General features: G+C 65.5%; 9 protein-coding genes. 1 reads left to right on the top strand and 8 read right to left on the bottom strand.

The window, feature by feature from the left end; translation table 11 throughout:
• Both J2S75_RS22320 and J2S75_RS22315 read right to left on the bottom strand, forming a co-directional pair.
• Positions 1-5,238, bottom strand: a 5,238-nt coding sequence (locus J2S75_RS22320) for a beta strand repeat-containing protein (protein ID WP_307023439.1), incomplete at its 3' end; no start/stop codon positions are given.
• A gap of 254 nt (positions 5,239-5,492) precedes the next feature.
• Positions 5,493-7,028, bottom strand: coding sequence for a ShlB/FhaC/HecB family hemolysin secretion/activation protein (locus J2S75_RS22315; protein ID WP_307023437.1), 1,536 nt, complete (start codon positions 7,026-7,028; stop codon positions 5,493-5,495).
• Between J2S75_RS22315 and J2S75_RS22310 the strand changes: the two genes are divergently transcribed.
• Entirely contained in the window at positions 6,972-7,271 is a 300-nt protein-coding gene (locus J2S75_RS22310; RefSeq protein WP_307023441.1) for a hypothetical protein, read from the top strand. The genes J2S75_RS22315 and J2S75_RS22310 overlap by 57 nt on opposite strands.
• 563 nt (positions 7,272-7,834) lie before the next feature.
• On the opposite strand, the gene J2S75_RS22305 is transcribed toward J2S75_RS22310, so the two are convergent.
• From J2S75_RS22305 to J2S75_RS22280, 6 genes are all read right to left on the bottom strand, one after another.
• The gene (locus J2S75_RS22305; protein ID WP_307023433.1) at positions 7,835-8,776 is read right to left on the bottom strand and encodes a CDP-diacylglycerol diphosphatase; all 942 of its coding nucleotides are present in this window, start codon (positions 8,774-8,776) and stop codon (positions 7,835-7,837) included.
• 1 nt (position 8,777) lies between these two features.
• A complete protein-coding gene (locus J2S75_RS22300) occupies positions 8,778-9,665 on the bottom strand; it encodes a hypothetical protein (protein ID WP_307023431.1) in 888 nt (295 codons plus the stop codon).
• Between the two features lie 2 nt (positions 9,666-9,667).
• A complete protein-coding gene (locus J2S75_RS22295; protein ID WP_307023429.1) occupies positions 9,668-10,456 on the bottom strand; it encodes a bestrophin-like domain in 789 nt (262 codons plus the stop codon).
• Between the two features lie 54 nt (positions 10,457-10,510).
• The gene (locus J2S75_RS22290) at positions 10,511-11,893 is read right to left on the bottom strand and encodes a TAXI family TRAP transporter solute-binding subunit (protein ID WP_307023427.1); all 1,383 of its coding nucleotides are present in this window, start codon (positions 11,891-11,893) and stop codon (positions 10,511-10,513) included.
• Between the two features lie 389 nt (positions 11,894-12,282).
• Entirely contained in the window at positions 12,283-12,792 is a 510-nt protein-coding gene (locus J2S75_RS22285) for a ferritin-like domain-containing protein (protein WP_307023425.1), read from the bottom strand.
• Between the two features lie 229 nt (positions 12,793-13,021).
• Positions 13,022-13,159 (bottom strand): con-10 family general stress protein (locus J2S75_RS22280; RefSeq protein ID WP_307023435.1); only part of this gene is annotated, 138 nt, incomplete at its 5' end.

Below are 13,159 nucleotides of genomic sequence, written 5' to 3'. Positions count from 1 at the left end.
GGTCAGGGTGAAATTGCCCGAGGCAAGACTGGCGGTGGTCGTGCCATTATAGGTCTTGGTCACCGTCCCCGCCAGAACCGCCGACAGCGAGGCCTTGGCGACCGTGGCGATATTGTCGCCATAGTAGAAGACGCGGTAGTTCTGGCCCGCCGCGCTGCTGGCCGTCTGGTTCTGACTGATCAACGCGAGGGTGCTGGTGCCCGCCGACGTGGTCGACGCGACATCGATCGTGCGACCCGTCAAGGTGAGGGTATCGCCCGCCGGCCCGAAGACGTAGCGCCCGGGGCCTCCGACCGACACCGCCGATGTCGTCGTGGCGGAACTGCTGCCATAGGTCGAGGTGGTGGTCGCTGCCTTTACCCAGACAACCGGCGTCAGCGCATAAAGCGCGGCGTCATAGCCGCTGCTCGGCGGCGCCCAGATGGTGTCGAAATCCCAACCCGCGGCGGTGGCGGTGGTGACGAAAAAGTCGGTGTCCTGAAATTCGCCAGAGGTGAGGTCGCCGGAAGAGGTGACGCTGCCCGAACCGTTGAAGACGCCCGGAGTGGGGCCCATCACCCAGTAGGACGCCGTGATCGAGCCGTCATTCGTTCCGACGAGCGCTCCAGTGGCCACCCCTGTTCCCGATACGCCGCCGATGGCGTAGGTCTTGTCGATGATTCCGTCACTATAACCTACGAGACCTCCGACCCTGTTGCCGCCAGCGACATCTCCGGTCGCGTAGGCATTATCGATGATGCCCGTATTGAACCCGACAAGCCCGCCCCCGACGAGCGGGGCGGTCCCGGTGATGTTCACATCACCCGAGGCATAGGCCACGGAAATCGTACCACCGTTAAAGCCGACCAACCCTCCCACGCCTCCATAGCCGACCAACACTCCCACGCCTTGGACACTGGTCACCGCGACGGTGGAGAACACGTTCTCCAGCCTGCCGTAGCTGAACCCTGCGAGGCTGCCAGCGCCCGCATTGGCGCCCGTGACGGAGCCGCCGACAAGGCCGACATTGCGGATGACGGCTTGATAATCGACGGTCCCGAACAAGCCCGTGGCAGAAAGCGTAAGAGCCGAGCGGTCGATGAACAGGTTTGAAATCGTGTGCCCCGCCCCGTCGAGCGCGCCGCTGAAGGGCGGGGAGACGTAGCCCATGATGTTCGTGCCGATCGGCGAGAAGCCGGTGGCGGTGTTCCACATCTGCGCCGCCTGCTGCGTCGCGGACAGGTCGATATTGGCGCCGAGGGTGTAGGCAGCCGCGAGGTTCAACGTCATCAACTGAAGCTGGTGGGCGTTGACCACGGTGGTCGACCATTCGGACCTCAGGAACGGACGGGTTTCGCCCGCGATCAGGTACCAGGTGTTGGCGAAATCGAAATTGGTATAGGTGCTCTCGTTGTAGGCGCTGGCGGTCGCGAAAGGTGTGACAAACGTCGAAAACGGATCGCTGCCGATGCCAATGTTGAGGCCGGATGTTTCGGTATCCCAGTAGCTATCGGCGATCGAGCCGTTATAGCTGAAGCCGGCAAATCCCCCCGCGAGGCATGATGCGCAGGCGGCGGCGTCCACCGCGCCCGTCGAATAGCTGCTGGTGATGGAGCCATAGTAGTTGTAGCCGACGAAGCCACCGACGATAGGATCGTCGCTGTTGGACGACGTGGCGTTGAGGGTGACGGCGCCGGTGGAATAGGAATCAGAGATAGAGGCTTCCTGAAGGGCGCCGACGAGACCGCCGACCCACAAGCTGCTCGAGACCGCGCCCGTCGCGTAGGACCGCGTCAGAAGGCCAGCGTTCGATCCATTGAGCAATGTTCCGATGAGGCCGCCTACCACTCCTCCGCCCGAGACCGTGCCGCTGGCATAGGAACGATCGATCGTCGTGCCGTCGGCATAGCCGATGAGGCCGCCGGCCCCTTCATTCGCGGTGACGGTCCCGGTCGCATAGAGGTTGTCGTAGACCGCGTTGCTGGCACGGCCGACAAGGCCGCCGATCACCCCGCGGCCCGAGACATTCGCCGTGCTGTAGGCGGACGAGACCGTGCTGCCGTCGTCGCGCCCAATGAGGCCGCCCACATAGACATCGCCGGCTATGCTGCCGCCGACGAGCCCGACGCCGCGGATGACGGCATTGGTCACGACCCCGAACAGGCCGACATAGATGCTGTCCGGCCTGTTGATGGTCAGGTTGGAGATGGTGTGGCCGTTGCCGTCGAACCTGCCGGTGAAACTCTGGCTGCCGCCGATCGGCACGAAGCCGGCGGCGCTCCAGATGCCGGCGGCGTTGGTGCCCGAGGTCGCGCTGGCGTCGATGTCAGCGGAGAGCAAATAGGTGCCGGACAGGTTCGCGCTCACCAGCTGAAGCTGGTGCGCGTTGGCGATCGAGACGACGCCGTTCACGCTCGGCGCCGCTTCGGAGCGCAGGATCGGCCGCATATCCGCCGTCTGAAACCAGACGGAGCCGAAGTCCCAGCCGGTATAGGAGCTCGATTGCCGCGCCTCGGCGGTCGTCAGGCCGAAACTGTCGGCCGAGCCGGCCGAATGGGCTTGGCCGGTCGTCTCCTTGTCCCAATAGGAGCTGTCGACGGTTCCCCAGGTGCTATTGGTACCGACCAGGCCGCCGACATCGCTCGAACCGGTGACGGCGCCACTCGCATAAGTGCCCGAGATGAAGCCGTCCTGGTTGGTTCCGACGAGACCGCCGACATTGGTGGTGCCGGTGACGCTGCCAAGGGCGTAGGAATTGGTGACGGAACCGAAATTCCAGCCGACGAGACCGCCGGTGTTCGACGCGCCGTTAACGGCGCCGGTCGCGTAGGAATTCTGCACGGACAAACCGTTCAGACCAATGAGCCCGCCGACGTTGTCGCCGGACCCCACCACCGAGCCGGTGGCATAGGATTGCGAGACCGTATCTCCGCCTGTCCCCGCGAGGCCGCCGACATAGGTCCGGCCGCTGACCGCCCCCGTTGCGTAGGAGCGGGTGATCGTGGCCTGGGAGTTGCCGGCAAGCCCGCCGACATAATCGACGCCGCGGACGGATCCCGCAGCGGAGGAATCGATGATGCCCCTGCCGCCGCCGGAATTGAGGCCGACGAGGCCGCCGACGAAGGAGTCGCTGCCGACGACGGTCAGATTGGTCGAGGCGTTTGAGATCAGGCCGGCCGACGTGCCCGCAAGCGAACCGACGCTGCCGCGACCGACCACGCTGCCGTTCAGGAGATTGATGTCGCGGAGTGTGGCGCTGTACGTGGTCTCGGCGAACAGGCCGACATTGTCGGTCGTGGGGGCCGAAATGGTCAGGTTCGAGAGGGTGTTGCCGAGACCGGCGAAGTTCCCGGAGAACGAACCCAAGACCAGGGGATTCGAATAGACCGTTCCCGACGCATCGAGACTCTGGGCCAGAGCATAGCTGCCCGAGAGATTGCTCCCGTCGATATTGTCGAGATCGGCCATCGAGTGGATCAGCGTATATGTCTGAAGCGCTCCGGTCTCGCCGATCTGAAGGGTGGCGCTGGCGCCGGAAAGGGTGATCGGCGCATTGACGATGTAGTTGTAGCCGGTGCCGTATTCGATGACGAGGCCCGCCGTGGCGCCGGTCGCGGTGACGGCAGCATCGAAGATGACATTGCCCGCCGCCGAGAGCGTCAGCGTGGTGTTGGCGTTCCAGGATATCGCCGTCGCAATGACGATGTTGCCTTCTTGGGACCCGGTGCCCGCGGACCCGCTGGTCGAGACGATCACATTGGCATTTTCGAGGGCGCTCCTCAGCGTAGCGACGTTCAGAAACGCGTCTTCGCTTGTCGCGGAAATATTGGGAGGCACGGTGACGGCGGTGGACGACCCGTCATAGATGGTCAGGTTGTAGGGATCGAGAAGAAGGGTTCCGGTCGCGCCTCGTTCGGCTGTCAGATCCACCTTGCCGCGGAAATCCAGAACGGCCTTTCCGGATATCTCGACGTCGCCGCCCTTGCCCGCACCGCCGCCGCGGGCGCTTAGCGTGCCCTCGAACGTCGTGAGGTCGTTCGACCAGATCACCACGCGCCCGCCATCGCCGCGGGTTCCGTCGGCGACGATCCGGGCGCCGGCCGCCACGGTCGTGGTCGTGGCCGTCGCGACCGTCTCGCTCAGCCTTTTCGTGGCCGCGTTCGTGCCGCCCTGGAAGTCGCCGCCGATCAGCACCACGCCGCCGGCCGCGCCGCTCGCATCCACGACGGCCGTGTCCGTCAGCGTGATCGTCGTGCCCGCCACGACCACCGTGCCGCCATCGGCCTTGGTGCCGGTGCCCTTGGCGCCGGTGCCCTTGGCCGACAGCGTGCCGGAGATTTTGGTCGTGCCGGCGGAGATGCGAATGTCGCCCCCGCTCGTCGCCTGCGCCACCTTGCTCCGGCGCGTGCCGCTGCGCGCGACCGACGTGCCGCCGGTGCTCGTCTTGCGGGAGGCGGTGATCTTTCCTCCCGCCTCCACCGTGCCGCCGTCGCCGGCGGTGAGGAAGATGCGCCCGCCTTTCTTTGCCGTGCCGGTGGCGGCGATGACGCCTCCGGTATTGCCGGCCAGCGCGTACACATTGCCGCCATTGGCGCGCAGCTCCGCGGCGGCCGCACGGATCGCGCCGCGCGTCTTGACCTCGGTGTCGGCGCCGCCAACCTTGACGTGGAACTTGCCGCCATCGAGCGCGCCGTCCCGCACGAGCACCTCATAGCCCGCGACCAGGGCGGCGGTGCCCTCCGGCGCGGAGAGGGTCCCGGTATTCTCGACCGCGCGGGCGATCAGCGCGACATCCCCGCCCAGCGAGCCGATCGTGCCGACATTGACGATCGACGCCTTGGATGTGCCCGAGAACGTCATCTCCCCGCCGGCGAGGAAGTTGGAGTCGGTGATATCGAGCGTGGAGGCGACGAAGGAGCCGCCGGTCGCGACCTTGCCATCGGAGCCGACGGCGACGCCGGCAGGATTGACCAGATAGACGGAGCCGGTCGCGGAGAGCGTGCCGTCGATACGGGAGGGGACATTTCCCGTAACGCGGTTGAGGGTGGAGCCCGTGCCGTTGTTGAACGAGACCGAGTTGCCCTGCCCGATGGAGAAGGAGCCCCAGTTGATGATGGCGTTCTGGCTCGTCTGATTGACGACGAGGCTGGTGCCGGTAGGGGTCAGGATGGAAGCCGAGCCGGCGGCGACCGTGCCGTTGGTCGGCAGAGACTGCGCGATCGAGGGGACGACTCCCAGGATGACCGCAACGCTTGTCATCAGGCACATGGAGCCTGGGCCGAGCTTTGCGCGCATCACTTCACTCCCCTGATTGCGGCGCCGGTGAGCCGCCGTTTCGTTCCGCAGCCATCGCGGCCTCGCCATCGGGCACGCCGCGAAGATCTAGAAGGATCTGGCCCGTCGACATCCGGTCGACGGCCGCAGATAAACCCGTCATCAATAAAGGTCCCGTCGACGCCCTGAGGCCCGCAATGATTCCATCGTCGATAAGAACGCAAGCATAGCGGCCTCTATCAGAACGAGACGACGACCCTTCCCTGTATCGTGACCGTCCCGCGTTCCGTACTCGGCCCGTCGGTCAGAGCAACGCCAGCGACGGCGCCGGCCCTTATATTGTCGGCGAGCACGTAATCGATACCCGTCCCGATGCCGACCAGTATCGTATCCGCGCTTTCCGTAATGGACTGCAGCGTATCCAGATTGAAGTTGTGGCCGTAACCAATGTCGGCGAAGAGATAGGGCGAAAGCGCATCCTGTACCGCGCCGATAGGCGGCGCCTTGAGGCCCAGACGCCCCAGAGCGGCGAAGCTCGGCAGGCGCAGCTCATTGCGCAGCACAAAGCCCGTATCCACGCTGCCATCGTCGAGCGTGTAGCCGCGTGTTCCGTAATAACCGCCAATGGCGAGCTGCTCGGTGTCGGGCAGTGCCTGCCCGGCGACCTGCCCGGTCAGCGACACGTTCCAGCTCCAGCCCGCCAGCGCCGGCACGACATTCAGCGGCGTGACCTGCGTGAGCGTGCCGAGGCCGTAGACATAGTTGATGTCCGTGACGCGGCCGTTGGAGTAGAGGGACCACGCCCCGCTGTTGTTGCCGCCGACCACCCCGCCGGGATTGGCGACGAGGCGCAGGTCGATGGACGTGGAACCGCCAGCGGAAGGCTGCCACGTCCCGGCCCAGCCCGCGATGAGATCGAACACACCGACATGGCCGTCGCCGACCTCGACATTCTGGTACAGCGTCTTGCGCGTGGCCCATTTCGGCGCCACGCCGAAATAGAGTTCGCCCCATCCGGCGAGAGCCGTGTTGATGTTCGAAAGCGCCGACCGGTAAAGGATCGGCAGTTCGAAGGTGATGTTCTCAAAGCTCAGTATGTCGCCGAAACTGGCCTGCCGGGTGGCGACGAAGCTCGGCGTGATCTCGATCGCCTGGCGCGGCAATGTGGGGATGGCGATCCGCCCCGCATGGCTGACATAGGACGGCCAGTTAGTGCCGGACAGCGTGATCGAGGACGGGTCGGTGAGGAGATTGCCGCTGCCGGTGAGCTGATAGGACAGAGTCAGGTCGTTCCACGCCTCGACGCCGACGCCGAAGCCGATGAAATAGCGGTTTAGGTCCGTCTGCTGCGTGCCGGTGTTCGACCAGCCGGCGAAGGCCTGCCACGGCTTCTTGCGGGTCACTTCCAGCGTGAGATCGCTGGTGCCCAGATTGGAGCCCGGCTCGAACACACCGTTCAGCTGGCGGTAGGGGAACCGGTTGAGCCAGTCGAGGTCCTCGGAAATCCGCTCCGCCTCGATCAGCTGCCCTGCGGGCGCACGCACAGCATTCGCGAAACCGCCGGAAGCGGCATTGGACGCCCCGTCCTTGACCCTCACCGCCCCCATGCGGAAGGGCACGATGCGCAGCTGCAGCACGCCCGAGGTGACCTCCTGCGGCGGTGCCGTGACGGACACGAAAGGACGTCCCGCCTTGCGGTAGGCCGCGGCGACGGCAGATTGAGCATCCGCAACCAGCTTTCGCGACAGTGGCTTGCCGAGGAAGGGAGCAAGCACCTCGCCCAGCCTTTCAGTCGGCACGCCTTCGACACCCTGGAAGGAAAGACCCGCCGGCGGCTTGGCCAGCACCGGATCGTTGAGGCCGATGAGGCGGATGCCGGTAACGTCCGTGCCGAGCGGTGTCGCATCCTGGGTGACCGGAACGGCAGTTGCGCCCTGGAGGCCACCTCCCACCGAGACGGCGGGTGGCAGATTTCGCTCGACGACTCCGCGTGCCTGCCCGAAGGCGGCACCCGGTAGCAATGTGAGTCCGAGAAGCGCAGCGGAACGGCATACTCCTGCTATCCGTCGTCTAAAGCACATAGGATATGTCGTCCCCCGCAGGCCAAACGGTACCCACGCCCCCACGCCACACTATGATACTATTTGCACGGTTAGAGAAAGTGCAGCTACGTCACATTTCGACATTAGAGGGCACGTTCGACATGAATCGTGCTCCCTGTTTGCGAAATCGCGGCCGCTTTTTGATGCCAGGTCGGCGTGCGTGGCGTGTCGGGCCAATGCTCGCGAGCAATGGGGCAGCCATTCCATTCCCGCGCTTTCGCGGTCGTCCGACGTGCGCCCGCGAAAGGCTGATTCCCCCGCGCTGAATGGCGGGATTCAGATCATGCCCAGCGTTCTGCCGGAAGCCGCCATGAGCGACGCAACGGGCGTCAATAGCTGCCGTCCGGCGCTCTGCGCGCGGTGAGTGCGGCCGTCGAACGGCCCGCTGCCACGCCGAGGAAGCATCGACGGGAACCGACATGACAGGCGATAGCAACGCGCGATCAGGCCATGCGGAGCGGCGCGCTTCCAGGCAGCGCTCAGCGCAGGCGGCACGCCATGGGGCCGATGAAATTCAGCTCGGCCCGCTCGAACCCTTCGGCGGCGAGGATCCAGAGCCCGCGCCCGTCATCCGTCACCACCGCCATCACGCCATACAGCGGAAGATCCGCCGCGCCGCCCGGCAGCATGGCCCGCACGAGGCCCGAGACATCGAGGCCGGCAAAGGGATCGCTCCCCGCCGGGACCGCGATGAACCGGGCATGGAAATCGAGGCTGTTGATGCGGACCCGCGTCGCGTTGCGCGCCAGGCCAGCCAGCGCGGTGCGGTAGGCCGGCGCCAGCGTGCCGATGTGGATGTGAAACTGGTGCTGGCCGCGCACGGTGGGGGGCTGAATGGCGAAGGCGAGATCATTCCTCGCAAAAGGCGGCTCGACCATGGTCTGCGAGGCGACATAGGCGTCCTGCCAATAGTTCCGCCCGGCATAGCCGGCCACGTCCTCAATGCCGATGACCGGCGCGATGGCCCACAGCACGAAGCGGCAATTTTCGCCGCGGGCGCGTGGGTACCGGGCCGGGTCACGGTGGCGGGTGTCGTATTGCAGGAAGAACTCATCTCCGCCATGGCGGCGACGCACGAACTCGCCTTCCGCATCCGCGCAGCGCCCGCCCGCGCAGGCCTCGGAGGTGAGCAAGCGGAACACGGCGCAGGTCTTGGTGGCGCGGTTGGCAGGGTCGGTGCAGGGCGCGCAGGGCAAAGGCGCCTTGTCGTCCCTGTTGGCCGCGGGCGGCGAGGCCCATTGCAGCACCTGGCCCGTCGTCGCGGACGGGTTGAGCGGGCAGGCCTGAACCCGCGGCTCCGCCACCGCGCCCGTCCCGGCGGCGAGCGCGAGGACAAGCCCAAGCACGGGGAGCAGGCCGCGCAGGCGCTCCCCGGCGAGCGATGGTGCCGCCTCGCGCCCACCCGTCCGGCCAATGCTCATGTCAATCCTCGTTCAGTGAATAGACCAGCGCGGGGGATTGGCGCAGGAAGCCCTTGAAGCGGTAGGGAACATCCTCCGCCTCGGTGGCGACAGGCATGTCCGGGCTGATGAGGTGCAGCTGGTCGCCGAACACGCCGCTGATATCGACATGGCAGTGCTGGGCGATCTCGACATAGCTGGGGCCGTCATCCACCTCGAAATCGAAGATGTCGCGGTCGGCGATGTCCGTCATCGCCACGTCGACGAACAGGCTGCGCGCCACCTCCAGCCGGCTGCTGCTGAGATTGATGCCGTCCTCGGCCGGCGCCACCACGCGAAGCCGCTCCAGCCGGATCTGCGAATTGGTGAGATCGAGCCCGTCATCGCCGGAATGGAAGCTGCGCACCTCCGCCACCCGCCATTCCTGCGGCCCCACTCCCATCAGCGAGAAGCCGTCCCGGTCGTCCAGCATCGGGTCGTCGCTCGGCGTAACGGGGTCGCCATGGCCGAGATAATAGGCCGCGATCAGGGCGGCCTCGAAGGACGACGCCGCGCGCGGCCGGACGACCGCGACCTCCAGCCCGTCCTTCTCCGCGCTGCGATAGCCGCCGAAGAACCAGACGCCGCCATTGTCGGCGGTCTTCACCGGACGCAAGCGCGCATTGCAGGCGCGGATGGAGAGCCTTTGGGCGTCCAGCGCCGAGCCCTGCTCGAAGATCAGCGCCGCATGGCCGATCGGGCTTGCCGGCACGAGGCCGTTGCGGATGAGGATCGTCACCCCGTCCTCGACGATCAGTTTAGCGCCGTCCCGCACCCGCACATCCGTTTCCGCGACATAGGTGACGCCCGCCACCAGACGCTGCGTGCCAGTGATGGCGTCGGGGAGGCGTTCCAGCGCCTTCGCCGCCATGGTCAGGGTTTCCCCAGCAGAACGGGATCCTGCCGTTCCAGCGCGTGATAGACATCCTGCAGATTCTCGGCCGAGGTCGCGGTATCGCCGAGATAGGGCAGGTCGATGATGGCGATGGCGCCCAGCATGAGCGTCAGCATGACCAGCTGGACCACCAGCGTGATGGCGCGGACCGGCGTCGCCTCGATCAGCCGCAGGCCGCAGATGAGGATGACGCCGAGAATGCTGAGCAGGCTCACCGTATAGAAGATGTCGGGCAAGGCGCTGGTCACGCTCAAGATGCGATCATTGCGGATCTGCGCCACGCGGTCGGCCGCCTCCAATGTCTTGGAGAAGATGACGACACTCTTCGGCGATTCCGGCTCGATGCGGTCGATCTGCCGGAACAGGTCGGACAGTGCCTTCGAGGTCGCGGGGCTGCCATGGCCATCCCGCAGCACGGTCCATTCGTCGGTGACGATGGATTTCGTATAGGCCAGCAGCGCCGCGCGCGCCTCCAGGGCCGGCGGGCTGCCGTCGAGGATCAGCAGGCCGTTCAGGCTCTTGATGGCCTGCGCCTCCTGCGAGACCTTGTCGTCAAGATCGGACGCCGTGGTCATGACCAGCGCGAGCACGAAGCCGAGCACCACATAGGCGCCGGACATGGTGTTCTGGGTGGCGGTATCGACGATGTCGCTGTCATAGTCCAGCCAGCCCCATTTCGCGTTGATATACCGCACCCCAAGGGCGACAAGCAGCAAAACGAAGCATGACAGCGCCGGCATCAGCACCAGAAGCTGAGTGTCCGTCATGTATTGAAGAAAAGAAAGATACATCGATCAACGCCCCCCGACCGATCGTCGCGTTCAGGATTTCTGCAACAGGCTTATCTTCTTCTGCGCATCCTGAAGCATGCTGCTGATGTTACGCCGGAGCGTGAAATAATGCCGCATCTGATCGTCCTGCACCCAGGTTTCGGTCGTCTTGGCATCGAGCAGGGAGAGGCGTTCCATCACCGATCCCACCTCGCCCACGGTCCGCGCCGCCACGAGTTCGTCCTCGAGGTAGCGCAGCTCCCAGAAATGCAGCCAGAGCAGCTTCTGCGAGGCAAAGCCGCGATAGCCGATGATCTTGTTGAAGAGCGGCAGGCCAAGGAGCAGCAGCGCAAGAAGAACGATCCAGACATTCTCCAGCAGCGCCGCGAGCCAGAGCGGGAGATAGCTGAAGATTCCCGGGACGCCGCTTGTATAGAAGCGGGTGGCGATCGGGCTCAGCGGAAAGGATCGGTCGCGATATTGCGGGAGATTGTCGGCAACGGGGAAGAAATTGTCCGACTTCAGGCTGATCTCGCGTGACGCGAGAAGGAAAGCCCATTGCACCGCGGGATGGGTGTCTTTCTCCACCAGCAGATTCACCGAGGAGGCGAGCAGCGCGATGTCGCTCCCCGGCCGCACCTCGCCAATGTCGATAGCGCCGCGCGGCACCGTCACCTTGCGCAGGAAAGGCAGGCGCCGGACATAGGCATCGACCAGCGGGAAGTTCATCAGCTTGACGGTGGGATCGCTCAGCAATTGCTGGATCACCGGCGAGGCGAAGCCATCGACGATGAACAGCGCGTCGATCGTTCCGGCGCGCAGCTGCGCGACCGCCTCCTGGTTCGGCAGCTTGAGGAAGTTCGGCCGGTCCCCCGTGCCGGGATTGTTGAGGTCCATCAGGGTAGCGAACAACCGCGCGCTCACCGTGCCCGGCGCGCCAACGGCGATCGGCCGGTCCCGGTAATACTGGAAGGGGTCGTCGACCTTCACCGTCTCGCCGCGATAGAACAGCCAGGCCGGCGCGATCGCGACATTGCCGAGCGAGACGAGGTCGGGATAGTCCGCCGCCGACCCCGCCCCGGACACGACGAAGCTGGCATTGATGTCGGAGCCGGGGTCGTGAATGTCCTTTTCAACCGCGTCGAGACCGGGTCGGCTGCGGATATCGAGGGTCAGCCCGTGGCGCTCGAAATAGGACTGGAAGGCGTCGCCGAGATCGCGGCTCAGCGTGCCGCGCTGGCCGATGGCCAGAACGGTATGTCCCCGGGGAAAGGGCTCGATATAGACCAGAATCGCCAGCGCGAGGGCCGCGACCACAAGCCCGATCGGCAGGTAGAATTTCGCGATCTTCCACCAGGCGATGAGTTCCCGGCGAAGATCATATCTCAGATATTGCCTGACGAACGTAACGAAATCCCGGGAACTTCTGCCCATCGCCCCTGCCTGACCACGGATACGCGTAGAAACCACTGGCGAGCAAGGGAGGGGCTTAACTCAACGCATTGCCCGGCGCGCTGGCGAAGGGCAGACCACATCGATGGCGCGGGTGACGCCGCATCCCAGTCCCAGCCTGCCGAGGCGACGCCCACAATCGCTTCATTTGTATGGTAACACTCCACCGGAAACGCGACAAGCGACGCACGGTTGTTCAACCGCCGGCTCCGTCGCAGCGCCACAGGCTGGAGGCGGCCGGGCAGATTCCTCCGACGTGCCGACGCAACGCCCGTCCTCCGCTTGAGGGCCGGGCGTCGGCTCCGGGTCGCAGGATGCGTCGTGCCGCGCCCTCGGCAGCGCGGTCGTCAGTGCAGCTGTCAGTGCAGTCGTCAGTGCTTGGCGGTCACATCGGGGGTTTCTTCCCGCGCGAGATATTTGATGGTGATGTCGCCGAGATTGTCGCCCACCCAGCGCGCCATGGCCTCTTCTTCGGCCAGGATGCGCTGGCACACCGCGCTGGTTTCCCGGTCGCCGCAGGCTTCCGCCGCGCTGATGAGCACCTTGTAGGCGGCGATTTCCATATGCTCGAATGTGTAGCTCGCCATCGAACCCTTGACGATCTCGTCGCCCACGAACATCCCGCTCAGCCCCTGGCCGAAGGCGGTGAACTTGGCGGCGAGGTCCTTGAGCGTGGAGGTGTCGCCACCCCGGCGGGCGATGCAGGCTTCGATCTGTGCGGCCTGGGCGCGCGTCTCCTCAAGATGCCGCTCAAGGCCGCGCTTCACCTCGGGATAGTGCTCGATGCGCGACGCCATGGACGACAGCATCGTCTCGGCCTGCTGTTCCATCGCATGCGCATCGCGCAGCCATTCCATAAGCCGTTCGTCGGCGGTCGCCATGTCGCGTGTCTCCTGTCGCTGATATCGCTGATTGCTTTGCCGGCGGTGCACTGAGCGGCCGCCCTGATCGGCAACGGGCGAGAAGGACCGAGGTTCCCCTTACGTCGTCCCCTGGAAGCGGCCGCGCGTCGGACGGCAGGCACGCACCTTGCTACGTCATGCCAATGCCCGCCCTGAACGTGCCGGGGCGGGCATTGCCGAGATCAGGCGCGATGGTCACAGCGCCCGGTCAGCGCTGGCCGCCCTTGCGGCCGGCTTCGCTCGCCTTTTCGCGATCATTGGCGAAGTTGCCGGGATTGTCAGTGGAACCGCCGTGCTGGCGCTGATCGCCGCCGGACTGGCTGTGCTGCCCGGAATGCGAATTCTC

It is taken from the genome of Ancylobacter polymorphus (genome assembly GCF_030813495.1).
Lineage (GTDB): Bacteria > Pseudomonadota > Alphaproteobacteria > Rhizobiales > Xanthobacteraceae > Ancylobacter > Ancylobacter polymorphus.
Note: the sequence above shows the minus strand (reverse complement) of the source record. Positions and strands in the feature narration are given on the sequence as shown.